Below are 25,580 nucleotides of genomic sequence, written 5' to 3' on the forward strand. Positions count from 1 at the left end.
CAACACTAGCCCGGAACGCGGCGGATCTTGGCACCGAGCATCTGCAACTTCTCTTCGATGCACTCATAACCACGGTCGATGTGGTAGATGCGGTCGATCAGTGTGTCGCCTTCGGCGGTCAGCGCCGAAATCACCAGGCTGGCCGAAGCCCGCAGGTCGGTGGCCATGACCGGCGCGCCTTTCAGGCGTTCGGTACCGGTAACGATGGCGGTGTTGCCTTCGACCTGGATTTTAGCGCCCATACGATGCAGTTCGTACACGTGCATGAAGCGGTTTTCGAAAATCGTTTCGATCACCGCGCCGGTGCCTTCAGCGATGGCATTGAGTGAAATGAACTGGGCCTGCATATCGGTCGGGAATGCCGGGTACGGCGCGGTGCGCACGTTGACGGCCTTCGGACGCTTGCCATGCATGTTCAGCTCGATCCAGTCTTCACCGGTGGTGATTTCAGCACCGGATTCCTTCAGCTTCTCCAGCACGGCTTCGAGAATGGTCGGATCGGTGTCCTTGACCTTGACCCGGCCACCGGTGGCGGCCGCGGCCACCAGGTAGGTACCGGTCTCGATACGGTCGGGCATCACCTTGTAGGTGGCCGAGTGCAGGCGCTCGACACCGTCGATGGTGATGGTGTCGCTACCGGCACCGCTGACCTTGGCGCCCATGGCGTTGAGGAAGTTCGCCAGGTCGACCACTTCCGGCTCGCGCGCGGCGTTTTGCAGCACGCTGCGGCCACGGGCCAGGGAAGCCGCCATCATGATGTTCTCGGTACCGGTCACGGAGACGGTATCGAAGAAGAAGTTCGCCCCGCGCAGGCCGCCTTCCGGCGCCTTGGCCTTGATGTAGCCGCCTTCGACGTCGATCACCGCGCCCATGGCTTCCAGGCCGCGGATGTGCAGGTCAACCGGACGCGAGCCGATGGCGCAACCGCCAGGCAGGGCGACTTCGGCTTCGCCGAAACGGGCGACCATCGGCCCCAGCACCAGGATCGAGGCGCGCATGGTTTTCACCAGCTCATAAGGCGCGATCAGGGTCTTGATGGTGCGCGGGTCGATTTCCACGCTGAGCTTCTCGTCGATCACCGGCTCGATGCCCATGCGCCCGAACAGCTCGATCATGGTGGTGATGTCGTGCAGGTGCGGCAGGTTGGCCACGGTCACCGGGCCATCGCAGAGCAAGGTCGCGGCCAGGATCGGCAGGGCGGAGTTCTTCGCCCCGGAAATGCGGATTTCGCCATCAAGACGAACGCCGCCAGTAATAATCAGTTTGTCCATAAGGGTCTCGACGCCAATTCAGGCTCAGGTGCGCTCGGCCCAGGCCGCGCGGCTGAAAAATTTCATAGTGACCGCATGGATGCTGCCATCGGCGATCCACGGGTTCAAATGGGCATAGATGCTCTGCTGACGCTTCACCGGGCTCAGGGCCACCAGTTCGTCGCTAATCACGTTCAGTTGGAAATTGCAGCCTTCGCCTTCAACTTCAACCTGCACCTGTGAAAGAGTGCCTGACAGCTGTTCTTCAAGGAAGCTCTTTACTTCGTAGGCCTGCATGCTCAACCTCAATCGGCGCCCAACGCGCGCGGGTCGGCCATCATACAAAAAAGCCCCGCGCCTGCGAACCCCGCATTGCAGGACGCTGACGGGGGGCTTCTTTATTCATGGCACTGTCAATGAACGCCGAGGATCTCCGTCAACTCGGAAACCTCGGCGATTTCGCGCATGTCTTGCGGCATGGCACGAATGCTCAGGGCTTTGCCGCCCTCGGCGGCATCACGCATGAACGCCAGCAGCAAGGCCAGGCCGACACTGCTGGATTTCTCCACGGCGGCGCAGTCGACCACCACGGCCGACGCAGTGCAGGCCTTGATCAACGCCTGCCCGTCCTTGCGCAAGGCCGGCCCGGTGCTGTAGTCGATCACGCCGGCCAGCAGCACTTCACCTGCCTCACCGGCGCGAACGCTGGCTTCACTCATTCTGCGCGGCCTTCTGCGGGTTCTTCTCGGACTCGGCCTTGGCCTTCTCCACTTCGCCGGCCCAGTTGTTGATGGTAAGGTCCAGGTTATTGCCGTTACGCTGCATGGCATCGGCGAACTGATCGCGGAACAGCTTGCCGATATTGATGCCGTTGATGATGACGTTACGCAGTTTCCACTCGCCATTGATTTTCTCAAGGGTGTAGGAAACCGGATAGATGGCGCCATTGTTGCCTTTGACTGTCATGCCAACGCTGGTGCGATCACCCGACTCATCCTTGGGCGCATCGACGGTGATGCCCTGGTTGTTGTACTCCAGCAAGGCGTTGCCGTAGAACTGGAACAGCCCCTTCTTGAAGTTCTCCTCGAAGGTTTTCATCTGCTCGGGCGTGGCCTTGCGCGAGTACTTGACCGTCATGATGCTCTTGGAAATACCCTCCGCGTCCACTACCGGGCCGACGATGGTGTTCAGCGCATCGTAGAAGGCCTTGGGGTTCTGCTTGTACTGGGCCTTGTTGGCGGTCAGGTCGGCCAGCATCCGGTCGGTGGTGCTCTTGACCAGATCGTGGGCCGACGTATCCGCCAGGGCGTTGCCCATCAGGGGCAAGGTCGCCAGCAGCACCAGCAGGCTACGTCGCAACATCGAGATCATGGAAAAACTCCTCATTTGGCGTCTTTGTTCACGGTATTGAGCAGGAATTTACCGATCAGATCTTCCAGCACCAGCGACGACTGGGTGTCGTGGATAGTCCCACCATCCTTGAGCAGGGTGTCTTCCCCGCCCACGCTGAGGCCGATGTACTTCTCACCGAGCAAGCCCGCCGTGAGGATAGACGCAGTGGAATCAGTCGGCAGGTTGTTCACGCGCTTCTCAACTTGCATGGTCACCCGACCGGTGAAACTGTCATGGTCCAGATCGATCGCCGTCACCTTGCCGATGGTGACACCGGCCATGGTGACTTTAGCTCTGACAGTCAAACCGGCGATATTGTCGAAGTACGCATATAATTTATACGTTTCCGTGTTTGTCGTTGGGGACAGTCCACTGACCCGCAACGCAAGCAGCAGCAAAGCCAGGATGCCAGCCAGCAGAAAAAGGCCGACACCGATTTCCAGGGTGCGGTTTTGCATCAGAAATCTCCAAACATCAAGGCGGTCAGAATAAAGTCAAGGCCCAGCACTGCCAGGGAGGCATAGACCACGGTCTTGGTCGTGGCACGGCTGATCCCTTCGGAAGTGGGTTCGCAGTCGTAGCCTTGAAACACGGCAATCCAGGTCACCACGAAGGCGAACACGATACTTTTGATGATGCCGTTCAGCACATCACTGTTGAACGTCACGCTGTTCTGCATGTTGGCCCAGTAGGAGCCGTCATAGACCCCCAGCCAGTCCACCGCGACCCATGAACCGCCCCAGATCCCGACCACGCTGAAGATCATTGCCAGCAGCGGCAGGGAAATGAAGCCGGCCCACAGCCGCGGCGCGACAATGTACTTGAGCGGATCGACACCGATCATCTCCAGGCTGGACAGTTGCTCGGTGGACTTCATGTTGCCGATTTCGGCGGTCAGCGCCGAACCGGCCCGCCCGGCGAACAGCAGCGCGGTGACCACCGGCCCGAGTTCACGCAACAGCGTCAGGGCGACCATCTGCCCCACCGCCTGCTCGGAACCGTAGCTGGAAAGGATATTGAAGCCCTGCAGGGCCAGGACCATGCCGATGAAGACCCCGGAGACGACAATGATCACCAGGCTCATCACGCCCACGGAATGCAACTGCTTGACCAGCAGCCCGAAGCCGCCGCCGATGCCGCCACGGCCGAACAGCACATGGGAGAGGAACAGGGTCGAACGACCGAGCACGGCGAGCACATCCAGGCCCGAACGGCCGAACAGACGCACTCTCTCGATAATGGATTTCTTGCGCATTGTCAGCGCTTCCCCAACAGGTCGGTGCGGTAGTCCGGCGCCGGAAAGTGGAACGGTACGGGACCGTCGGGATCACCCTTCATGAACTGGCGGATACGCGGGTTATCGGCGTTCATCAGTTCCTCGGGCGTACCTTGCCCGAGCACCTCGCCGTCACCGACCACATAAAGGTAGTCGGCGATGCTGGCGGTTTCGGCCAGGTCGTGGGAAACCACGATGCTGGTGATGCCCAGGGCGTCATTGAGCAGACGGATCAGGCGCACGAGTACGCCCATGGCGATCGGGTCCTGGCCGACGAACGGTTCATCGTACATGAGGATCTGCGGGTCCAGGGCAATCGCCCGGGCCAGGGCCACACGACGCTTCATGCCGCCGGACAACTCGTCGGGCATCAGGTCGACCGCACCGCGCAGGCCCACCGCCTGCAATTTGAGCAGAACAATGTCCCGAATCATTTCTTCCGGCAGTTCGGTGTGAACCCGCAGCGGAAAAGCGACGTTCTCGAAAACGTCCAGGTCGGTGAACAGCGCACCGCTCTGGAACAACACGCCCATGTGCTTGCGCGCGTCGAACAGATCGCCGCGCGACAAGGTGGGGAGATTCTGACCGTTGACCCAGACTTCGCCACCGTTGGGCCGCAGTTGCGCGCCCATCAGCCGCAACAGGGTGGTCTTGCCACACCCGGAAGGCCCCATGATGCCGGTGACCTTTCCTCGCGGGATACGAATGTCGACATTATTGAAGATGCTGCGCGCACCGCGCTTGAAGGTCACACCCTTCAGCTCGACCGCGTAGGCGTTATCGGCGCTCATCAAAACTCCTTGCGATGCAGCCTCGGACTCGGACACCAGGCCCCTCTTTATAAAGAGGCGCATACTCCTGAGCGGGCCGAACTAGCCGCGAACTATATCACCGCTGATACGAGCCGCCCAAGGCCGAAGCCACCCTTGTTCAGGATAAATGCAGCCGGGCTTGACAGCTTGCGAGATAAAAACCGAAGGCAAAGTCCTACAGCGCCACGCAAAACGCAATGATCTAGTGTGAGTGAAGAAGCCATTACCGCTATAATCGCGCCTTTTCATCAGGCTATACGATTTCTGACATGAGCCAATCCAGCGACCTGATTCAATCAGCACAACGCACCATCCGCCTCGAACGTGAAGCCGTAGAAGGCTTGCTGACCCATATCGACGCAGATTTCGTACGCGCTTGCGAAATGATTCTGGCCAGCAAGGGCCGTGTGGTCGTGGTCGGCATGGGCAAGTCCGGGCACATCGGCAACAAGATCGCCGCGACCCTGGCCAGCACCGGCACCACGGCGTTTTTTGTCCACCCCGCCGAGGCCAGCCATGGCGACATGGGCATGATCACCCGGGACGACATCATCCTGGCCCTGTCCAACTCCGGCTCCACCGCGGAAATCGTCACCCTGCTGCCCTTGATCAAGCGCCTGGGCATCCAGCTGATCAGCCTGACCGGCAACCCCGACTCGCCGCTGGCCAAGGCCGCCGAAGTCAACCTCAACGTGCATGTCGAGCATGAGGCCTGCCCGCTGAACCTGGCACCGACCTCCTCGACTACCGCCGCCCTGGTAATGGGCGATGCCCTGGCCGTGGCCCTGCTCGAAGCCCGCGGCTTCACCGCCGAGGACTTCGCCTTTTCCCACCCGGGCGGTGCCCTGGGTCGTCGACTGCTGCTGAAAGTGGAAAATGTCATGCATGCCGGTGACGAGCTGCCGCAGGTCCTGCGCGGCACCCTGCTGAAAGACGCGCTGATGGAAATGACTCGCAAAGGCCTCGGCATGACCGTGATCGCCGAAGCCGATGGGCGCCTGGCCGGGATCTTCACCGACGGCGACCTGCGCCGGACCCTGGACCGCACCATCGACATCCACACGGCCCGGATCGAAGACGTCATGACCCCCCACGGCAAGACCGCGCGGGCCGAGATGCTCGCCGCCGAAGCCCTGAAAATCATGGAAGACCACAAGATCAGCGCGCTGGTAGTGGTCGACAGCGAGGATCGCCCGGTGGGCGCCCTGAACATGCACGATCTGCTGCGCGCGGGAGTGATGTAAATGAACGACGAGCTGCTACAACGCGGCAAAGCCATCAAGCTGGCGGTCTTCGACGTCGATGGCGTACTGACCGACGGCCGCCTGTACTTCCTCGAAGACGGCAGCGAATTCAAGTCGTTCAGTACCCTCGACGGCCAGGGCATCAAGATGCTGATGGCCGCCGGCGTGCAAACCGCTATTATCAGCGGCCGCAAAACCGCGCTGGTCGAACGCCGCGCGCAGAACCTCGGTATTCCCCACGTCTACCAGGGCCGCGAGGACAAGCTGGTGGTGCTCGACGCCCTGCTCGCCCAGCTCAACCTGAGTTATGAACAGGTCGCCTACCTGGGGGACGACCTGCCGGACCTGCCGGTGATCCGCCGCGTCGGCCTGGGCATGGCCGTAGCCAACGCCGCCAGCTTCGTCCGCGAACACGCCCACGGGATTACCCGGGCCAGGGGCGGCGAAGGCGCCGCCCGCGAATTCTGCGAGCTGATCCTGCAAGCCCAGGACAGTCTTGAAGCGGCTCACGCCGCCTACCTGTAGAGCTATTTATGCTGAGCAAGAAAATTCGCAATATTCTGCTGTTCGCCGTCATTGCCGCCATTTTCGCGGCCGTTGGCTACTGGAACATCAGCCCGGAGCGTTTTCTCGAGCGCCCGGTGGCGCAGGTCGATGAAACCCAGATCGACTACTACGCTATTAACGCCCGGAGCATTCAGTACATGCCCGACGGCCGGGTGCAGTACGACCTGACCGGTGACAAGGTCGAACACCTCAAGGCTTCGGACGTGACCCTGGTGACCAAGCCCGATATGCACATCTACCGTGGCACGGTCTATCCCTGGCATGTGCAGAGCGAGCACGCCGAGGTCAACCCGGACGGTACCGAGATCGAACTGATCGACTCGGTACGGGTGGCACGCACCGACGAACTACAGCGGGAAGTGACCATTACCAGCAGTCGAATGACAGTATTCCCACAGAAGCAATATGCGCAGACCGAGCAAGCCGTTAGAATCGACGGCGCCGACGGCGTGACCACTGGCAAGGGAATGAAAGCGTATTTGAACGACAGCCGGATACACCTGCTGTCCAATGTAAGAGGACAGTATGAGTCTCGTTAAAACCCTCCCTATTTTGCTTGGCCTGGGTGCGGCACTGGGAAGCGTGAGCGCCTGGGCACTGCCGACCGACAGCCAGCAGCCCATCCGCATCCAGGCCGACGACGCTCAACTGGACGACAAGCAAGGCATTGCCACCTACAAGGGCGATGTGGTCATTACCCAAGGCTCGATGATCGTCAAGGGCAATACCGTGACGCTGACCCGGACCAAGGACGGCGCCATCGACGTGGTGACCTCGGTGGGCAACCTGGCCTACTTCGAGCAACTGCAGAAAGTCGGCGACCCGAAACCGGTGCAAGGCTATGGCGTGACCATCCAGTACCACGCCCAGCAGAACCGCATCATCCTGATCGACAAGGCCAAGGTGATCAACGACGGCAACACCACCGAAGGCGAGAAAATCGTCTACGACACGGTGAAGCAGATCGCCCAGGCCGGTCGCGCCAACGGTAGCGCCATCACCGCACCGCGCCCACGCATCGACATGGTCATCCAGCCGAAGCAGAAAACCGAACAGCAGAAGGCGCAGTAATGGCAACCCTGAAAGCCCAGCATCTGGCCAAGGCCTACAAAAGTCGCCAGGTGGTGCGTGATGTCAGCCTGTCGATCGACAGCGGGCAGATCGTCGGTTTGCTCGGCCCCAACGGTGCCGGCAAGACCACCTGCTTCTACATGATCGTCGGCCTGGTCCAGGCCGACCAGGGTCGCGTGCTGATCGACGACCAGGACGTCAGCCACCAGCCGATGCACGGTCGGGCGCGCGCCGGGATCGGCTACCTGCCCCAGGAAGCATCGATTTTCCGCAAGCTGTCGGTGGCGGACAACATCATGGCGATCCTCGAGACCCGCAAGGACCTCGACAAGAACAGCCGCCGCAAGGAACTGGAAAGCCTGTTGCAGGAGTTCCACATCAGCCACATTCGCGACAACCTCGGCATGAGCCTGTCTGGTGGCGAGCGGCGTCGCGTGGAAATTGCCCGCGCCCTGGCCACCGCGCCGAAATTCATCCTGCTCGACGAACCCTTCGCCGGGGTCGACCCGATTTCCGTAGGCGATATCAAACAGATCATCTATCACCTCAAAGCCAAGGGCATCGGCGTACTGATCACCGACCACAACGTCCGCGAGACCTTGGACATCTGCGAAACCGCCTATATCGTCAACGATGGACAGCTTATTGCTGAAGGTGATTCGGCCACCATCCTGGCCAACGAACTGGTCAAGGAAGTCTACCTGGGCCACGAGTTCCGCCTGTAGACATCGAGGCAAAGGATCAAGTGCCAGAGCGTGCCCTGTTCAATAAAAACCACATGTTTTTTATTGTTACAGCGCTCTAGGCAAAGGCCCGGGTTTCAGGCATATAATTTGCTTATGTTTGGCGCCCCGGCGCCCTGTAGAGTGGATGGCGCATGCGCGCCGGCGAATAAGGTGTTAAGCCCCTGCCATGAAACCATCGCTAGTCCTGAGAATGGGCCAGCAGCTGACGATGACACCGCAGCTGCAACAGGCCATCCGCCTGCTCCAATTGTCGACCCTGGACCTTCAGCAGGAAATCCAGGAGGCCCTGGAGTCCAATCCGATGCTCGAACGCCAGGAAGAAGGCGACGACTTCGACAATACTGATCCGTTGGCCGACAACGCCGAGCACAAACCCAATACCGAGATCCAGGAACCGTCCTACCAGCAGGAAACCGCGCCGACGGTGGACAACCTCGAGGAAGGCGACTGGAACGAGCGCATTCCCAACGAGTTGCCCGTCGACACCGCCTGGGAAGATGTCTACCAGACCAGCGCGAGCAGCCTGCCGAGCAACGATGACGACGAGTGGGACTTCACCACCCGCACCTCGGCCGGCGAAAGCCTGCAGAGCCATCTGCTCTGGCAACTGAACCTGGCGCCGATGTCCGACACCGACCGCCTGATCGCCGTGACCCTGATCGACTGCATCAACAATCAGGGCTACCTGGACGAGACCCTCGAGGAAATCCTCGACGCTTTCGACCCGGAGCTGGATATCGAGCTGGACGAGATCGAAGCGGTACTGCATCGCATCCAGCAATTCGAGCCGGCCGGCATCGGCGCGCGCAACCTCGGCGAATGCCTGTTGCTGCAACTGCGCCAGCTGCCAGCCCGTACGCCTTGGCTGGCTGAAGCCCAGCGCCTGGTCAGCGACTACATCGACCTGCTCGGCAGCCGCGACTACAGCCAGTTGATGCGGCGCATGAAACTCAAGGAAGACGAACTGCGCCAGGTCATCGAACTGGTGCAGAGCCTCAACCCGCGCCCGGGCTCGCAAATCGAGTCCAGCGAAGCCGAATACGTCGTCCCCGACGTGATCGTGCGCAAGGACAACGAGCGCTGGCTGGTGGAGCTGAATCAGGAATCGGTGCCGCGCCTGCGGGTCAACCCGCAGTACGCCGGTTTCGTCCGCCGCGCCGACACCAGCGCCGACAACACCTTCATGCGCAACCAGTTGCAGGAAGCCCGCTGGTTCATCAAGAGCCTGCAGAGCCGCAACGAAACCCTGATGAAGGTCGCCACCCAGATCGTCGAGCACCAGCGAGGCTTCCTCGAGTACGGCGACGAGGCGATGAAACCGCTGGTCCTGCATGACATCGCCGAAGCGGTGGGCATGCACGAGTCGACGATTTCCCGGGTCACCACGCAAAAATTCATGCATACCCCTCGCGGTATCTATGAACTGAAATACTTTTTCTCCAGCCACGTCAGCACCTCCGAAGGCGGCGAATGCTCGTCCACGGCGATCCGCGCGATCATCAAGAAACTGGTTGCGGCGGAAAATCAGAAAAAGCCGTTGAGTGACAGCAAGATCGCTGGTTTACTGGAGGCACAAGGCATTCAGGTGGCCCGTCGTACCGTCGCCAAATACCGTGAGTCCCTGGGGATTGCCCCCTCCAGCGAACGGAAGCGATTGATGTAGTAGACAGGGCCCCGTTACAGCGTCTGGGCTGCGTTCTGAAACCGGTAAGTTTCAGAGCGTGCTCTGTGGCAGGCAATCGCCTGCCGCGTTATGCACTGGCAACGAAGGAGAGGCTGTATGCAAGTCAATATCAGTGGACACCAACTGGAAGTGACCGAACCCCTGCGTGCTTACATCGGCGAGAAGCTCGACCGACTGGAGCGTCATTTCGACAAGATCACCAACGTACAGGTGACCATGGCGGTCGAAAAACTGAAGCAGAAAATCGAAGCCACCTTGCATATCCACGGCGGTGAAGTGGTCGCCAACGCCGAGCATGACGACATGTACGCGGCGATCGACCTGCTCACCGACAAGTTGGACCGACAACTGAAAAAGCATAAGGAAAAGAACCTGCACCTGCTCCAAGGTACAGGTCGCTGACACCCATCCATGATCCGACTTGAAAGTATCCTGACCCCCGGCCGTTCCCTGGTGAACGTGCCGGGTGGCAGTAAAAAGAAAGCCCTCGAGCAAATTGCCAACCTGATCAGCCACGAAGTTCCCTACCTGGCCATGCAGGATGTCTTCGACAGCCTGGTCGCACGGGAGAAACTCGGCTCGACCGGTTTCGGCAATGGCATTGCCATCCCTCACTGTCGCCTGAAGGGTTGCGTGTCCCCCATCAGCGCCCTGATGCACCTGGACGCCCCCATCGATTTCGACGCCATCGACGGCGCGCCGGTTGACCTGCTGTTCGTCCTGCTGGTCCCGGAAGCCGCCACCGATGCCCACCTGGAGCTGTTACGGCAGATTGCCAGCATGCTCGACCGCAAGGACGTGCGTGACAAGCTGCGCGGTGCGAGCTCCAACCAGGCCCTGTATCAGGTGGTCCTGGACCAACAGAGCGGTCACTGAGCATGCGCTTGATCATCGTCAGCGGCCGCTCCGGCTCGGGCAAAAGTACCGCCCTCGATGTTCTCGAGGACAACGGCTACTACTGCATCGACAACCTGCCGGCCGGCCTGCTGCCGGAACTGGCCGAGCGCGCACTGATCCACACCGAGCTGGCGCAGCCGCTGGTCGCCGTCTCCATTGACGCACGCAACCTGCCCAGCCACCTGTCGCGCTTCCCGGAACTGCTCGATGAAGTGCGCAGCCGGCATATCCACTGTGATGTGCTGTACCTGGATGCCGACGAGGAAACCCTGCTCAAACGCTTTTCCGAAACCCGTCGGCGCCACCCACTGAGCAGTGCCAATCGCTCGTTGGCCGAAGCCATCCGCGACGAAAGCAACCTGCTGGGACCGATCTCGGACCTGGCCGACCTCAAGGTCAATACCACCCACCTGAACCTCTACCAGTTGCGCGACACCATTAAACTGCGCCTGTTGAACCAACCGGAACCGGGCACCGCCTTCCTGGTCGAATCGTTCGGCTTCAAGCGCGGGATGCCGGTGGATGCCGACCTGGTGTTCGACGTACGCTGCCTGCCCAACCCCTACTGGAAACCGGAACTGCGTGAGCAGTCCGGGCTCGACCAGGCGGTGGCCGAGTACCTGGCCGCACAGCCGGACGTCGAAGAGATGTATCAGGATATTTCCAGTTATTTACTCAAATGGTTGCCGCGTTTTGCCGCCAGCAACCGGGCTTATGTCACTATTGCCATCGGCTGCACGGGCGGGCATCACCGCTCCGTCTACCTCACCGAACGCTTGGGCAAGGCCCTGCAACAATCCCTGAAGAACGTCCAGGTCCGCCACCGCGACCTTAGCTGAAAGGACCACCACCGCGATGCCCGCTCTGGAAATTGAAATCATCAACAAACTGGGCCTGCATGCCCGCGCTTCGGCGAAGTTCGTCGGCGTAGCCGGCCAGTTCCCTTGCCAGATCCGCGCCGGGCGTACACCGGAAAGCATGGTCGACGGCAAGAGCATCATGGCCATGATGATGCTGGCCGCCGGCAAGGGCACCCGGATTCATCTGAAAACCGAGGGTGAGCAGGAAGACGAGGCCATGGCCGCGCTGGTCAAGCTGATCAACAACTATTTCGACGAAGGCGAATAACGCCGGACTGTCCTACCGATCAATAAAAAAGGCGCGCCATCCAGCGGATGACGCGCCTTTTTTTATCAGTGCGGTCAGCTACCGGCGACGGTCATCCGCTCGATCAGCACCGAACCGGTACGGATATGGCTGCGCAGTTCAAGATCACTGCCCACGGCGACGATCTGCTTGAACATGTCGCGCATATTGCCGGCAATGGTCACTTCCTGGACCGGGAACTGGATTTCGCCATTCTCGACCCAGAAGCCCGCCGCCCCGCGCGAATAATCGCCGGTGACCATGTTCAGGCCTTGGCCCATCAACTCGGTCACCAGCAGGCCGCGGCCCATGCGCCGGATCAACGCATCCTGGTCCTCGACCCCATGGGTGACGAACAGGTTGTGCACGCCACCGGCGTTGGCCGTGCTCGGCAGGCCCAGCTTGCGTCCCGAGTAAGTGCCCAGCACGTAGGAGACCAGGGTGCCATTTTCGACGAACGGCTTGGCATAGGTCGCCAGGCCATCACCGTCAAAGGCCGAACTGCCCATGCCCTGCATCAGGTGCGGACGCTCGTCGAGGGTCAGCCATTCCGGGAACAGGCGTTGGCCCATCGCCCCTTCAAGGAACGAAGACTTGCGGTACAGGTTGCCGCCGGAGATCGCCGAGAGGAAGCTGCCGAACAGACCACCGGCCAATTCCGCCGAGAACAGCACCGGCACTTCACAGGTCGGTACCGGCCGCGCGCCCAGGCGGCTGGCCGCCCGTTGCGCGGCCTTGCGGCCAATACTTGAGGCATCCGCGAGCAGTTCGCCCTGGCGATTGACGTCATACCAGTAATCGCGCTGCATCTGGCCGTCACCTTCGGCGATCATCACGCAACTGAGGCTGTGCCGGGTCGAGGCCGAACCGCCGATAAAACCATGGCTGTTGCCATACACGCGGCACCCCTGGGAGGTGCTCAGGGTGGTGCCGTCGGCATTCTTGATCCGGCTGTCGGCATCAAACGCCGCCGCCTCGCAGATCAGCGCCCGTTCGATGGCCTGCTCGGGGCTGATGTCCCAGGCATGGAACAGGTCGAAATCCTTGAGCTCCTTGGCCATCAGGGCAGCGTCGGCCAGGCCCGAATGCTCGTCTTCCGAGGTGTGCTTGGCGATGGCCAGGGCCGCCGCCACGGTTTCGCGAATCGCTTCCGGGCCACTGGCCGAGGTGCTGGCCGACCCCTTGCGCTGACCCACGTACAAGGTGATGCCGAAGCCCTGGTCGCGGTTGAACTCGACGGTTTCCACTTCCCGCTGGCGCACCGAAGTCGACAGCCCCTGCTCCAGGGATACCGCCACTTCACAGGCACTGGCGCCCTGGCGTTTGGCTTCGGCGAGAATCTGCTCGACCTGCTCCTGCAGGACCGGCAACGCCTGCGGGCCGACGCTTTGTGCTGAACTCATGGCTTTCTCCACTCAAATTCTGCTTTCGGTCAAGGTCTTCGAGCGACCGGGCCGGACAAGCGGCCCCCGACTGGTTATCATGACGGCGTTTCTTTGCGGACTGCCACCATGGTTGATTCTTACGACGACTCCCTCGATGGGGAGAAAAGCAAAACCCAGGTCAAACGCGAGCTGCATGCTCTGGTTGATCTCGGCGAGCGCCTGACAACACTCAAGCCCGACTTGGTGGCAAAACTGCCACTGACCGACGGCTTGCGCCGTGCCCTGGCCGAAGCGCCGAAGCACACCGCGAATATCGCGCGGAAACGGCATATCCAGTTCATCGGCAGGCTGATGCGCGACCAGGACACTGACGCCATCCTGATGTTGCTGGACCAACTCGATGCCTCCACCCGGCAATACAACGAACGTTTCCACAATCTCGAACGCTGGCGCGATCGCCTGATCGCAGGCGCCGACGATGTCCTGGAAAAATTCGTCATCGACTACCCGGACGCCGATCGCCAGCAGCTGCGCTCCCTGATCCGCCAGGCTCAACACGAGCTTGCGCAGAACAAGGCGCCGGCCGCCAGCCGTAAAATCTTCAAGTACATCCGTGAGCTGGACGAAACTCAACGCGGTCTGCGCTGATCTTCGCCCCGGGTGAGTCGCCTTGGCGCTCACCCGACGCTCCACCTCTTCCTACGACCCCGTGCCACCCACGGTGATCGCATCGATTTTCAAGGTCGGCTGGCCGACACCCACCGGTACCGACTGCCCGTCCTTGCCGCAGGTACCCACGCCGCTGTCCAGCGCCAGGTCGTTGCCGACCATCGACACCCGACTCATGGCTTCCGGACCGTTACCGATCAGGGTCGCGCCCTTGACCGGCGCGGTGATCTTGCCGTCTTCGATCAGATAGGCCTCGCTGGTGGAGAACACGAACTTGCCGCTGGTGATATCGACCTGGCCGCCGCCGAGGTTGGCGCAGTAGATACCGCGTTTCACCGAGGCGATGATTTCCGCCGGATCGCTTTCGCCACCGAGCATGTAGGTGTTGGTCATCCGTGGCATCGGCAGGTGCGCATAGGACTCGCGACGGCCGTTGCCGGTGCGCGCCACGCCCATCAGCCGAGCATTGAGCTTGTCCTGCATATAACCTTTGAGCACGCCGTTTTCGATCAGCGTGGTGCACTCGGTCGGCGTGCCTTCGTCGTCGACGCTCAGGGAACCGCGCCGACCGGCCAGGGTGCCATCATCGACGATGGTGCAAAGTTTGGAGGCGACCATCTCGCCCATCCGCCCGCTGTAGGCCGAACTGCCCTTGCGGTTGAAGTCGCCTTCCAGGCCGTGGCCGACCGCTTCGTGCAGCAGCACCCCGGACCAGCCGGAACCGAGCACCACCGGCAAGGTACCGGCCGGCGCGGGAATCGCTTCCAGGTTGACCAACGCCTGGCGCAAGGCCTCGCGGGCATAGCCCATGGCCCGGTCTTCGGTGAGGAAATAACGATAGTCGGTACGCCCGCCGCCGCCGTGGCCGCCGCGTTCGCGACGGCCGTTCTGCTCGACGATCACACTGACATTGAAGCGCACCAGCGGCCGCACATCCGCCGCCAGGCCGCCGTCGGTGGAGGCCACCAGAATCCGCTCCCAGACCCCCGCCATGCTCACCGAAACCTGCTGGATCCGCGGATCCAGGGCACGGGTGGCGACATCGACACGCTTGAGCAACTCGACCTTCTCGGCCCGGCTCATGACGTCCAGCGGGTTGTCCGGCGCATACAACTGCGTGACTTCCTGGCTGCTGAACACCTGCACCTTGCCATGCTGTCCGGCCCGGGAAATCGAGCGCGCGGCCCGCGCCGCCGAGCCCAGGGCTTCGAGGGTGATCGCATTGCTGTAGGCAAAACCGGTTTTTTCGCCGGACTGCGCGCGCACGCCGACCCCCTGGTCAAGGTTGAAACTGCCTTCCTTGACGATGCCGTCTTCCAGGGCCCAGGACTCGGAAATCTGCCCCTGGAAATACAGGTCGGCGGCATCGATGCCCGGCCCGGCCAGGTCGCCCAGCACCGCTTGCAGGCTTTCGATGGTCACGCCACCCGGCGCCAACAGGTGTTCGCTGACTGAGGACAACAACTCGCTCATAGTTTTGCGCCTTATTTCGTCATTCCGATGCAGGTCGCTGCGCGCCCTGCGAGAAAAAGCGCCGATGGCTCGCCACCGGCATCCGCGCCCGGATGGACGCCTGTTCGTTACTGTCGCGTTCGGCCAGCAATACCGCTTCGCCTTGATCCTGTTCGGCGACGATGCGCCCCCAGGGGTCGACAATCGCCGCATGGCCAAAGGTTTCCCGTGGCCCCGGATGCACCCCGCCCTGGGCCGCCGCCAGCAGGTAGCACTGGGTCTCGATGGCCCGGGCGCGAATCAGCACTTCCCAGTGCGCCGCGCCGGTCACGGCAGTAAAGGCCGAGGGCGCGCTGATCAATTCGGCGCCGGCCTTGCGCAATTCGCTGTAGAGCTCGGGAAAGCGCAGGTCGTAGCACACGCTCAAGCCCAGGCGCCCGACCGGAGTATCGGCCACCACCACCTGGCTGCCATAAGCATAGTCATCGGATTCGCGATAGCGCCCGCGCGTGTCCGCCACGTCCACATCGAACAAATGCAGCTTGTCGTAACGCGCCACCGTCTCGCCCTGCTCGTCGAGCAACAGCGAGCAGGCGTTGGCCTTGGCATGCGGCTGGTCGACGGGCGGCAACGGCAAAGTGCCCGCCACTATCCATAACTTGAGGTCGCGAGCGGCCTGTTTCAACCAGGGCAGGATCGGTCCTTCGCCCAAGGCTTCGGCGCGGCCGATTGCGGCGACGTCGCGACGGCCCATGGCGGCGAAGTTTTCCGGCAGCACGGCCAGCCGCGCGCCGCCCTCGGCCGCCTGCTCCAGCAACGCGCGCGCCTGGGCCAGGTTGGCCAGGACATCGCTCTGGCTGACCATCTGGATGACGGAAAAGGTCATGGCGCACTCCTTCAAAGACATAGCGTCATGCTACTCCATGCAGCTGCACGCCCAGTACGAAAAATGTCGGCGCAACGGGGTCGCGCCGGGTCTTACTTCGACTTATCAAACGGCTTGTCGAAAGTGATCTTCGGTTCTTTCCAGGGGCCGGTGACGCTGTATTTGACGCTGGCGAAGCGCGCCACCCGGTCGCCGATCAGCTTGTCGATCAGGAACAGCGCACCGCCGATGGCCGGTGCGCCGACGATCAGCGCGGCAATCGGCAGGTTGTTGGTCACCGGCAAGGTCACCAGCAGCTTGGCATCGACCCGGTCACCGACCAGATCAAGGGTGCCGTTGAGCTCCAGGTTGCTCGAAGGCCCGGTCAGGGTGATCGGCTTGCGCGTCACATACACGCCATCGCTGGCCACCAGCAGGCCCTTGACCTGGTCGTAGCTCAGGCCTTTGCCCAGCAGGTCGGAAAAGTCCAGGCGCAGGCGCCGGCCGATGGAGTTGAAGTTCAGCAGGCCGAACACCCGCAGCGCCTGGGCACCACCGTCGGCCTCGACAAACTGGCCCTTGTTCAGGGTCGCGTCGATACTGCCCGAGAAGCGCTTGGGTCCGACCCAGGCCGGCGAGCCGGGCCAACGACCGTCGACGTCGACGTGGAAATCCTCACTGGTGACGGTGGGGGCAAAGCTCCAGGCCTTGAGCACGTCCGCCAGGTTCTTGCCTTCCAGGCGTCCGTTGAACCAACTGCCGCTGCTGCCAGGTAGCCCTTCCCAGCCACCGGAGCCTTGCAGTTGCAGGCCCTTGAGACCGAGGTTGAGGTCATTGAGCTTGATGCCCTTGGGGGTCGGCCGCGCCTTGAGCGACCAGGCACCGACCAGGTCCTTGCCCTGGAACAGTTGCTCGATGCTCACGTCGACCGCCGGAATCTGCCGGGGATCGACCGACGCCAATGGGTCCGGGGCATTCTCATCAGCCACCACGCTCGGATCCGGGGCCGGCAAACGCACATAGGCCAGCTTGATGCCAATCGGCACCCCCTTGGTGTCCGGCAAGGTCACGCTTCCCTTGGCCTGCTGGCTGTCGATCTGCAAGCCCCAGGCATTGGCGCTGCGGGCCATCAGTAAACTGACCTGATCGAACTGGCTGCCGAACGCGCTGAGCTTGCCAACCTTGAAGTCCGCGCCGCTGAGCAACTGCTTGGCACTGCCGCCCGGATCCTGGCCGGCATAACGGTCGGCGACGGTTTTCCACGGTTCCAGGTCCAGCTCCGACAACACCCCGCGGATGCGCAGGCCCTGGGTCGTCGGCAGTTGCGCGTCGCCGTCGCCGAGGAACAATTCGCCACGGCCTTCGCCGAACCTGCCGCTCGGCGCGGCAAAGGTGAAGTTGGCCAAGTTGCCGTAATCGAACCAGTAACGTCGCTCGGCACCTTGCAAGGTCATGCGGAACACGCTATCACGGCCCTGGCTGGCCGGCATGCCGAACGGCGCCGGCAAGTCGACCGCAACGCCCTTGAGGCTGGAGTTGATCATCAACTGGCTGTCGGGACCGTCCAGGGTCAGTTGCAACTGGTAAGGCAGGTCACCCGAGACCGGCAACGGCTGGCTGACATTCAGCCAATCGCTGAGTTTCTTGAGCGCCACCTGCCCCTTGGCCACCACCCGGGTATTGAGGCTACCCGGTTTGCCATCGGCGAAAATCTGCGCGGTGATGGGCCGTTCGAACGCCTGGGCCGTGATGTTCGTGGCGCTCAGGCCCTTGGCGCTGTCGAAGCGGAAATCGCCCTTGAGCTGGTTCAGTTCCAAGGCCGGATCAGGCAGTTTGAGACTGGCCTTGTCGGTCTTGAAATCCACCAGGATCTTCGGTTCCTCGGCCTTGACCAGCGGCACATCGAGGCTCACCTTGCCCGTCAGGTCACCCGTGGCCTGCCAGCCGGCAAAGGTCGCGGCGGTGCCGATCGGCGCCTCCTGGAGAATCTTCAGGCCGTCACCCAGCCCGCCGGCAAAATTGCCATCAAGCAACAGGCGGCTGTGCTGCCCGCTGGGCACATGAGGAATATTGACCACGATGTCGCGGACCTGGGTGTCGAGCAACTGGCCTTCGCTGGCCTTGATCCGCACGCCGCTGTCCTCGATGAAGACATCGCCCTTGACCTTGCTGACATGCGGCCAGCCCGGCTGGAACGCCAGCTCCGTATCATGCACCTTGAAGAACAGGCTGATATTGCGCGCCGCCGCCGAGGCGTCGTGGTTCAACGAGCCCTGGTACTGGAAGAAGCCCTGCTCCACCGCGCCATGCAGGATCGAGCTGCGCAGCCACTCGTCCAGCGCCGGGCTCAACGCCGCCGGCAAATACTTGGGCGTGAACCGCCCCTCGCCATCCACCAGGCCGACCCGCAGGTCCATGTAGTCTTCGGTGCCTTGGGCAAAGTGCAGGCGAATCAGGAAGTCGGCGGCGATCTTGCCCTCTTCCCCAAGCACCTTGATGTAGGGCGCGATCAGGGTGAAACCTTCCTGGTCCAGGCGCCAGGTCAGCCGTGCGTTGGCTTGCAGGTATTGCCAGGGTTTGTTGAAGATCGGGTACAGGTGCAGGGAGAAATCCTTGCTGTCCATACGCAGCTCGCCCTGGCCAAGGTCGCCGCTGATGCTGCCACTGACATTTCGCGCCGCCGGGGCGCCATGGTAGGCGTCAAAACCGACCCGCTCCAGGTTCGCGGCGAAGCTCAGCTTTTGATCGCCGATTTCCTCGGGGCGGTAATCCAGCAGCACGTTACGCAGCGTGCCACTGACTTTCAGGTGATCAAGGGCCGTGGCCAGGCCCTCGGGCAAGGGCGCCAGGGCGTCGAGCAAAGGGGTGATCGGCGTCAGGTCGAGGCGGTCGGCCTGCAGCTGCCAACGTGCCGATTCCTTGTCGGTGGCCGCGAGTTGCTGCAACTGCAGATGACTTTCCCAGCGCGTCTGCCCCAGGCTCATGGCCAGGGAATTGAGCTGCACGTCAAAACCCTGCCCGGTGTGCTGGACATAGGCGTTGAGGGCCAGGTTGTCGATGTTCACCGCCTTGCGCTCGGCATAGGCGCCACGCAATTGCGGTGCATTGAGCCGGACCACGGCGTTCTGCACCGTGCCATTGGCCCAGTTCAACCAGAACTCGCCGCCGGCCTTGAGCTCGGTGATTTTCATTTGCCCGCTCAGTCGCGCCGGCAGCCACCGCGCCCAGTCGCTTTGCGGCAGGCTCAGGTAGGCTTGCGCGCTGCCGTTGCGCCAGTCGCTGGCGCGCAGACGGGTTTTCAGGTTCAGGGCCAGGGGCTGGCCGTCGGGCAAATTCAGGCGCAGGTCGAGGCGCTGGCGGGAAACACCGCTTTCCAGGTTGAGACCGACGTAAGTCAAGGTCAGCGGTGACTCGCCGAAGGGCTGCAAGGTCACCTGGCTGTCGAGCACCGACAGCTGCTTGACCATCTGCGAGCTCGTCAGCAACTGCGCGGGGTCCAGCGGCTGATCGCCCTGGACCGGCAAGCCCTGGAGGGCCCAGTGGCCGTCCTGGTCTTCTTTCAGGCTCAGTTGCAGGCCACCCAGTTCGAGATGGGCGATCCGCACTTCGCGGGCCCGCAGGCTGGCCCAGAGATCAGGGATCACCTGGACCTTGTCCAGCAACAGCGCCGAAGCGCCCTGGCCGACCTTCACGTCGTGGGCCAGGAGCACCGGGGCCAGGCCGTGCCAGCGCCCTTCCAGGCTGCCGATGGACAGCGGCAGCCCCACCACGGCCTGGGCCTTGCTTTCGATCTCGGCGCGATACTCGGCCACCAGCGGCACCAGTTGCCGGCCCAGGCTGATATACAACGCCACCAGCACCAGCAACAACGCACAGAGGCCCATGCTCCAACGGGTCAAGCCGGCAACAAAGCGTGTCAGACGCTCCATGTCAGTGCCCCCTTGAGGCAAGGTTCAATGAACAGGCCGACGCTGGACCGGGCTTGCAGGTTCTCAGTACAGGAAATCAGAGCAGCACCACGTCATATTGTTCCTGGGAATACATGGTCTCGACCTGGAAACGGATGGTGCGGCCGATAAAGCCTTCCAGCTCTGCGACATTACCGGACTCCTCGTCCAGCAGGCGGTCGACGACCTTCTGGTTGGCCAACACTCTATAACCTTCGGCCTGGTAGGCGCGGGCCTCACGCAAAATTTCACGAAAAATCTCGTAGCAAACCGTTTCCGGGGTCTTCAATTTGCCGCGGCCCTGGCAGCTGTTGCAAGGCTCGCACAGCACCTGTTCGAGGCTTTCGCGGGTGCGCTTGCGGGTCATCTGCACCAGGCCCAGTTCGGTGATGCCGATGATGTTGGTCTTGGCGTGATCGCGCTCCAGCTGCTTTTCCAGGGTCCGCAGGACCTGGCGCTGGTGCTCCTCGTCTTCCATGTCGATGAAGTCGATGATGATGATCCCGCCCAGGTTGCGCAGGCGCAGCTGCCGGGCAATCGCGGTGGCCGCCTCGAGGTTGGTCTTGAAGATGGTTTCTTCGAGATTGCGATGGCCGACAAAGGCCCCGGTGTTGACGTCGATGGTACTCATGGCTTCGGCCGGGTCGACCACCAGATAGCCGCCGGACTTGAGCGGCACCTTGCGTTCCAGGGCCTTCTGGATCTCGTCCTCGACGCCATACAGGTCGAAGATCGGCCGCTCGCCGGGGTAGTGCTCCAGGCGGTCGGCGATTTCCGGCATCAGTTCGGCGACGAACTGCGTGGTCTTCTGGAAGGTTTCCCGCGAGTCGATGCGAATCTTCTCGATCTTCGGGCTGACCAGGTCACGCAGGGTGCGCAGGGCCAGGCCGAGGTCCTCGTAGATCACGCTGGGGGCGCCGATGGTCTTGATCTGCGCGCCGATCTGGTCCCAGAGACGCCGCAGGTAGCGGATGTCCATCATGATCTCGTCGGCCCCGGCGCCCTCGGCCGCGGTGCGCAGGATAAAGCCGCCGGCTTCGGTGATGCCTTCGCGGGCCACGCAATCGCTGACCACCTGCTTGAGGCGCTCGCGCTCGGCTTCGTCCTCGATTTTCAGGGAAATGCCGACATGCGCGGTACGCGGCATGTACACCAGGTAACGCGAGGGGATCGACAGTTGCGTGGTCAGGCGCGCGCCCTTGGTGCCGATGGGGTCCTTGGTGACTTGCACCACCAGGCTCTGCCCTTCGTGCACCAGCGCACTGATGCTCTCCACCGCCGGCCCTTCGCGCATGGAGATTTCCGAGGCGTGGATAAACGCCGCCCGGTCCAGGCCGATATCGACGAAGGCCGCCTGCATGCCCGGCAACACCCGCACCACCTTGCCTTTGTAGATATTGCCGACGATTCCGCGTTTCTGCGTTCGCTCGACATGAACCTCTTGCAACACGCCGTTCTCTACCACCGCCACGCGCGATTCCATCGGCGTGATGTTGATCAGGATCTCTTCACTCATGGCTGGGTCTCGTTCAGGCGTATTCACAATAAAATTGCCGTATCGCGGGCGTGCGGCAATCAGCGCACGACAAGGTTTTGCCAACAGGGTATGCCGAAATGGCCGAGCAGTTCTGCGGTTTCGCACACGGGCAGGCCGACCACGCCGGAATAACTGCCATTCAGCCCAGCCACGAACACCGCCGCCAAGCCTTGAATAGCATAGGCGCCCGCCTTGTCCCGTGGCTCACCGCTGGACCAGTAGAGATGAGCTTCTTCTGAGTTTATTGCGCGAAATTTCACCAGACTGCGTACCACCCGCGACTCGCAGCGCTCGCCGTCGAGCACGGCAATGGCAGTCAGCACTTCGTGTTCGCGATCGGACAAGGCCAGCAGCATAGCCAGCGCATCCGCTTCATCCAGCGGCTTGCCGAGAATCCGACCGTCCAGGACCACGGCGGTGTCGGCCCCCAGCACGCAGGTGCCGGCCGCCGCCTGCCCGGCCCCGAGACGCGCGCGACCGGCCGTGGCCTTGCCCCGCGCCAGACGCTCGACGTAGGCCAACGGGCTTTCATCAAGCAATGGGGTCTCGTCGATCTCGGCACTGATGACGCTGAACGGCACGCCGATCTGTGTCAGCAGTTCACGCCGACGCGGTGAGCCGGAAGCCAGGTAGAGCGAGGTCATCGAGACATCTCCGTGTCGGGGCTCTTTTAGAAGCTATGTCAGCAGAATCGGCAGCTCACCCGCAAATGGCCGGCGAAATCCCGTCAGTTGATTTTGTAGCGTCGGCGCAGCCCGCGCAGACCGAAGCTGACCCAAGGCCAGAGCAAGGCGCTGACCAGCGCCGGCAGCACCAGCGCCAGGGTCGGCTGGCGGTTGCCGGTCAAGGCGCTGAGCCAGAGTTGCACCAACTGCGCGAGGCCGAAGATCACCAGGAGCACCAGGCTCTGTTGCCACATCGGGAACATCCGCAGGCGTTGTTGCAGCGACAGCACGAGGAAGGTGATGAGGGTCAGGATCAACGCGTTCTGCCCCAGCAGGGTGCCGTAGAGCACGTCTTCGGCCAGGCCCAGCAGGAACGCGGTGACCATGCCGATCTTGTGCGGCAGGTACAGCGCCCAGAATGCCAGCAACAGCGCCAGCCACAGCGGGCGCAGGATTTCCATGAACTGTGGCAACGGCGAAACACTGAGCAACAGGCCGATGGCGAAGGTCAGCCAGACGATCCAGCCATTGCGGGAAAAAGTACCGGCCATTATTCCTCCGTCCGGGGGGCTGCCCGTGTCGTCGCCGGCGGTTTGCTCGCGGCGGGTTTGGCAGCGGTGGGCTTGACGACATGGGCCGCCGGCTTGGCCGGGGTCGTCGGTGCGGCGGCGGCAGGCGCCGGGGCGACCGGCTTGGCCGGTGTCGCGGGCGTGGCGCCAGGCTTGGGCACCGTGGCCGGGACCACTGGCGCGCCATCACCACCCTGGCGATCAGCTTCCTGGGCCTGGGCGGCTTCGTTGGCCCGTTCTTCCGGAGTGCGGCTGTCGCTGAATACCAGCAACAGGTAACGGCTGCGGTTCAACGCGGCGGTCGGCACGGCGCGGACAATGGCGAACGGCTGGCCGGAATCGTGGATAACTTCCTTGACCGTCGCCACCGGGTAACCGGCCGGGAACCGCTGGCCCAGGCCGGAACTGACCAGCAGGTCGCCTTCCTTGATATCGGCGGTGTCGGCGACGTGGCGCAGTTCCAGGCGCTCGGGATTGCCGGTACCGCTGGCAATCGCCCGCAGGCCGTTGCGGTTGACCTGCACCGGAATGCTGTGGGTGGTGTCGGTGAGCAGCAGCACGCGCGAGGTGTAGGGCATCAACTCGACCACCTGGCCCATCAGGCCACGGGCATCGAGCACCGGTTGGCCAAGGACCACGCCGTCCCGTTCACCCTTGTTGATGATGATGCGATGGGTAAAGGGGTTGGGGTCCATGCCGATCAGTTCGGCCACTTCGACCTTCTCGTTGACCAGCGCCGAGGAGTTGAGCAATTCGCGCAGGCGTACGTTCTGCTCGGTCAAGGCCGCGAGTTTTTGCAGGCGCCCTTGCAACAGCAGGTTTTCAGTCTGGAGTTTTTCGTTTTCGGCGACCAGCTCGGTACGACTGCCGAACTGACTGGCCACGCCTTGCCACAAGCGTTGCGGCAGGTCGGTGATCCAGTACGACTGCATCAGCACCAGCGACATCTGGCTGCGCACCGGCTTGAGCAGCGTGAAACGGGCATCGACCACCATCAGCGCGACCGATAGCACGACCAGCACCAACAAGCGCACGCCCAATGAGGGGCCTTTGGCAAAAAGCGGTTTAATGAGCCGCTCCTCCCAGGCAATGAGTCATTTTATTCATACGGCATCACACCGGCCTGGATGAAGTTGACAGAAGATAAACGCAACAGGCAGCACTGCAAGTGCTGCCTGCGAGCGAAACAGCATAGGCCGTACGAAAGCTGCCTGCGCAACGATCATGCTGCGTTAAAAACAGGCTCGGAATGCTCATTGACAACAGTCAACTCCGCTTCCCCGCCTGTTTTTACCTCGCCTGATCGCCGCTCGGCGAGCTTTCGTACGGACCCAATCATCCGGCGAACTTACTCGCTGGAAAGCAGATCCATGGTGTGCTTATCCATCATTTCCAGGGCACGACCGCCGCCACGGGCGACGCAGGTCAGCGGGTCTTCGGCGACGATCACCGGCAGACCGGTTTCCTGGGCCAGCAGCTTGTCGAGGTCACGCAGCAAGGCGCCACCACCGGTCAGTACCAGGCCACGTTCGGCGATGTCCGAAGCCAGTTCCGGAGGCGACTGCTCCAGGGCGCTTTTCACCGCCTGGACGATGGTCGCCAGGGATTCCTGCAGGGCTTCCAGGACTTCGTTGGAGTTCAGGGTGAAGGCCCGTGGTACGCCTTCGGCCAGGTTACGGCCGCGCACGTCGACTTCACGCACTTCGCCGCCCGGGTAGGCAGTGCCGATTTCCTGCTTGATGCGCTCGGCGGTGGATTCACCGATCAGGCTGCCGTAGTTGCGACGCACGTAGGTGATGATCGCTTCGTCGAAGCGGTCGCCGCCGACCCGTACGGATTCGGCATAGACCACGCCGTTCAGGGAGATCAGCGCGATTTCAGTGGTACCGCCACCGATATCGACGACCATCGAACCGCGGGCTTCTTCCACCGGCAGGCCGGCACCGATCGCGGCGGCCATCGGTTCCTCGATCAGGAACACTTCCCGGGCACCGGCACCAAGGGCCGATTCACGGATGGCACGACGCTCGACCTGGGTCGATTTGCACGGTACGCAGATCAGCACCCGGGGGCTGGGCTGCAGGAAGCTGTTTTCATGCACCTTGTTGATGAAGTACTGCAGCATCTTTTCGCAGACGCTGAAGTCGGCGATCACGCCGTCCTTCATCGGACGAATGGCCGCGATGTTGCCCGGCGTACGGCCGAGCATGCGCTTGGCCTCGGTGCCGACGGCGACGACGCTTTTCTGGTTGCCATGGGTGCGAATCGCAACAACCGATGGCTCATTCAGGACGATACCGCGCTCGCGCACGTAGATAAGGGTGTTGGCTGTGCCCAGGTCGATGGAGAGATCGCTGGAAAACATGCCACGCAGTTTCTTGAACATTGGAAAGGGACCCTGGGCAA

The 25,580-nt window shown here is 62.2% G+C and carries 27 protein-coding genes; 11 read left to right on the forward strand and 16 right to left on the reverse strand.

Going from position 1 to position 25,580, the window contains the following annotated elements:
- Positions 1–5 precede the first annotated feature (5 nt).
- The 7 genes from murA to M5B96_RS02075 form a co-directional block, all read right to left on the reverse strand.
- Positions 6–1,271, reverse strand: a complete 1,266-nt coding sequence (gene murA, locus M5B96_RS02045) for a UDP-N-acetylglucosamine 1-carboxyvinyltransferase (protein ID WP_191485670.1) — start codon at positions 1,269–1,271, stop codon at positions 6–8.
- A 24-nt stretch (positions 1,272–1,295) separates the two neighbouring features.
- Positions 1,296–1,547, reverse strand: coding sequence for a BolA family protein (locus M5B96_RS02050; RefSeq protein ID WP_248794837.1), 252 nt, complete (start codon positions 1,545–1,547; stop codon positions 1,296–1,298).
- A gap of 116 nt (positions 1,548–1,663) precedes the next feature.
- On the reverse strand, positions 1,664–1,969 hold the full coding sequence (locus M5B96_RS02055) for a lipid asymmetry maintenance protein MlaB (RefSeq protein WP_248794838.1): 306 nt from the start codon (positions 1,967–1,969) through the stop codon (positions 1,664–1,666).
- Positions 1,962–2,621: a phospholipid-binding protein MlaC gene (locus tag M5B96_RS02060; protein WP_248794839.1), complete on the reverse strand. Its 660-nt coding sequence runs from the start codon at positions 2,619–2,621 to the stop codon at positions 1,962–1,964. The genes M5B96_RS02055 and M5B96_RS02060 overlap by 8 nt, the downstream gene beginning before the upstream one ends.
- Before the next feature lie 11 nt (positions 2,622–2,632).
- On the reverse strand, positions 2,633–3,100 hold the full coding sequence (gene mlaD, locus M5B96_RS02065; RefSeq protein WP_177093199.1) for an outer membrane lipid asymmetry maintenance protein MlaD: 468 nt from the start codon (positions 3,098–3,100) through the stop codon (positions 2,633–2,635).
- On the reverse strand, positions 3,100–3,897 hold the full coding sequence (gene mlaE / locus M5B96_RS02070; RefSeq protein WP_248794840.1) for a lipid asymmetry maintenance ABC transporter permease subunit MlaE: 798 nt from the start codon (positions 3,895–3,897) through the stop codon (positions 3,100–3,102). The genes mlaD and mlaE overlap by 1 nt, the downstream gene beginning before the upstream one ends.
- A gap of 2 nt (positions 3,898–3,899) precedes the next feature.
- Positions 3,900–4,709: an ATP-binding cassette domain-containing protein gene (locus M5B96_RS02075; RefSeq protein WP_248794841.1), complete on the reverse strand. Its 810-nt coding sequence runs from the start codon at positions 4,707–4,709 to the stop codon at positions 3,900–3,902.
- Positions 4,710–4,999: 290 nt separating this feature from the next.
- On the opposite strand from M5B96_RS02075, the gene M5B96_RS02080 reads away from it, so the two are divergent.
- From M5B96_RS02080 to M5B96_RS02125, 10 genes are all read left to right on the forward strand, one after another.
- Positions 5,000–5,974 (forward strand): KpsF/GutQ family sugar-phosphate isomerase, encoded by a 975-nt coding sequence (locus tag M5B96_RS02080; RefSeq protein ID WP_248794842.1) that lies wholly within the window; start codon positions 5,000–5,002, stop codon positions 5,972–5,974.
- Complete coding sequence (locus M5B96_RS02085) at positions 5,975–6,499, forward strand: KdsC family phosphatase (RefSeq protein ID WP_248794843.1); 525 nt, start codon at positions 5,975–5,977, stop codon at positions 6,497–6,499.
- 8 nt (positions 6,500–6,507) lie between these two features.
- Positions 6,508–7,080, forward strand: coding sequence for an LPS export ABC transporter periplasmic protein LptC (gene lptC / locus M5B96_RS02090; protein WP_248794844.1), 573 nt, complete (start codon positions 6,508–6,510; stop codon positions 7,078–7,080).
- Positions 7,067–7,612: a lipopolysaccharide transport periplasmic protein LptA gene (lptA, locus tag M5B96_RS02095; protein WP_248794845.1), complete on the forward strand. Its 546-nt coding sequence runs from the start codon at positions 7,067–7,069 to the stop codon at positions 7,610–7,612. The genes lptC and lptA overlap by 14 nt, the downstream gene beginning before the upstream one ends.
- On the forward strand, positions 7,612–8,337 hold the full coding sequence (gene lptB, locus M5B96_RS02100; protein ID WP_248794846.1) for an LPS export ABC transporter ATP-binding protein: 726 nt from the start codon (positions 7,612–7,614) through the stop codon (positions 8,335–8,337). The genes lptA and lptB overlap by 1 nt, the downstream gene beginning before the upstream one ends.
- Positions 8,338–8,524: 187 nt before the next feature.
- Positions 8,525–10,021, forward strand: a complete 1,497-nt coding sequence (locus M5B96_RS02105; RefSeq protein ID WP_248794847.1) for an RNA polymerase factor sigma-54 — start codon at positions 8,525–8,527, stop codon at positions 10,019–10,021.
- Positions 10,022–10,138: 117 nt separating this feature from the next.
- A complete protein-coding gene (hpf, locus tag M5B96_RS02110; protein WP_017126531.1) occupies positions 10,139–10,444 on the forward strand; it encodes a ribosome hibernation-promoting factor, HPF/YfiA family in 306 nt (101 codons plus the stop codon).
- Between the two features lie 9 nt (positions 10,445–10,453).
- A complete protein-coding gene (ptsN, locus tag M5B96_RS02115; RefSeq protein ID WP_248794848.1) occupies positions 10,454–10,918 on the forward strand; it encodes a PTS IIA-like nitrogen regulatory protein PtsN in 465 nt (154 codons plus the stop codon).
- 2 nt (positions 10,919–10,920) lie between these two features.
- On the forward strand, positions 10,921–11,778 hold the full coding sequence (gene rapZ / locus M5B96_RS02120) for an RNase adapter RapZ (RefSeq protein ID WP_248794849.1): 858 nt from the start codon (positions 10,921–10,923) through the stop codon (positions 11,776–11,778).
- A gap of 16 nt (positions 11,779–11,794) precedes the next feature.
- Positions 11,795–12,067, forward strand: a complete 273-nt coding sequence (locus M5B96_RS02125; RefSeq protein WP_248794850.1) for an HPr family phosphocarrier protein — start codon at positions 11,795–11,797, stop codon at positions 12,065–12,067.
- Positions 12,068–12,141: 74 nt separating this feature from the next.
- On the opposite strand, the gene pmbA is transcribed toward M5B96_RS02125, so the two are convergent.
- Positions 12,142–13,488 (reverse strand): metalloprotease PmbA, encoded by a 1,347-nt coding sequence (gene pmbA / locus M5B96_RS02130; protein ID WP_248794851.1) that lies wholly within the window; start codon positions 13,486–13,488, stop codon positions 12,142–12,144.
- A gap of 108 nt (positions 13,489–13,596) precedes the next feature.
- On the opposite strand from pmbA, the gene yjgA reads away from it, so the two are divergent.
- On the forward strand, positions 13,597–14,118 hold the full coding sequence (gene yjgA, locus M5B96_RS02135; RefSeq protein ID WP_248794852.1) for a ribosome biogenesis factor YjgA: 522 nt from the start codon (positions 13,597–13,599) through the stop codon (positions 14,116–14,118).
- A 51-nt stretch (positions 14,119–14,169) separates the two neighbouring features.
- Here the strand turns inward: yjgA and tldD are convergent, their stop codons facing one another.
- The 8 genes from tldD to mreB form a co-directional block, all read right to left on the reverse strand.
- Positions 14,170–15,612: a metalloprotease TldD gene (gene tldD, locus M5B96_RS02140; protein ID WP_100942256.1), complete on the reverse strand. Its 1,443-nt coding sequence runs from the start codon at positions 15,610–15,612 to the stop codon at positions 14,170–14,172.
- Between the two features lie 19 nt (positions 15,613–15,631).
- Entirely contained in the window at positions 15,632–16,477 is an 846-nt protein-coding gene (locus M5B96_RS02145) for a carbon-nitrogen hydrolase family protein (protein ID WP_248794853.1), read from the reverse strand.
- Between the two features lie 92 nt (positions 16,478–16,569).
- On the reverse strand, positions 16,570–20,385 hold the full coding sequence (locus M5B96_RS02150) for a YhdP family protein (RefSeq protein ID WP_248794854.1): 3,816 nt from the start codon (positions 20,383–20,385) through the stop codon (positions 16,570–16,572).
- 76 nt (positions 20,386–20,461) lie between these two features.
- A complete protein-coding gene (gene rng, locus M5B96_RS02155; protein ID WP_248794855.1) occupies positions 20,462–21,919 on the reverse strand; it encodes a ribonuclease G in 1,458 nt (485 codons plus the stop codon).
- 59 nt (positions 21,920–21,978) lie between these two features.
- The gene (locus M5B96_RS02160; RefSeq protein WP_248794856.1) at positions 21,979–22,584 is read right to left on the reverse strand and encodes a Maf family protein; all 606 of its coding nucleotides are present in this window, start codon (positions 22,582–22,584) and stop codon (positions 21,979–21,981) included.
- 83 nt (positions 22,585–22,667) lie between these two features.
- Positions 22,668–23,156, reverse strand: a complete 489-nt coding sequence (gene mreD, locus M5B96_RS02165) for a rod shape-determining protein MreD (RefSeq protein WP_218223558.1) — start codon at positions 23,154–23,156, stop codon at positions 22,668–22,670.
- Positions 23,156–24,244: a rod shape-determining protein MreC gene (gene mreC, locus M5B96_RS02170; RefSeq protein WP_318654823.1), complete on the reverse strand. Its 1,089-nt coding sequence runs from the start codon at positions 24,242–24,244 to the stop codon at positions 23,156–23,158. The genes mreD and mreC overlap by 1 nt, the downstream gene beginning before the upstream one ends.
- A gap of 278 nt (positions 24,245–24,522) precedes the next feature.
- Positions 24,523–25,560, reverse strand: coding sequence for a rod shape-determining protein MreB (gene mreB / locus M5B96_RS02175; protein ID WP_002555108.1), 1,038 nt, complete (start codon positions 25,558–25,560; stop codon positions 24,523–24,525).
- Between the last annotated feature and the right edge of the window lie 20 nt (positions 25,561–25,580).

It is taken from the genome of Pseudomonas sp. MWU13-2105 (assembly GCF_023242315.1).
GTDB lineage: Bacteria > Pseudomonadota > Gammaproteobacteria > Pseudomonadales > Pseudomonadaceae > Aquipseudomonas.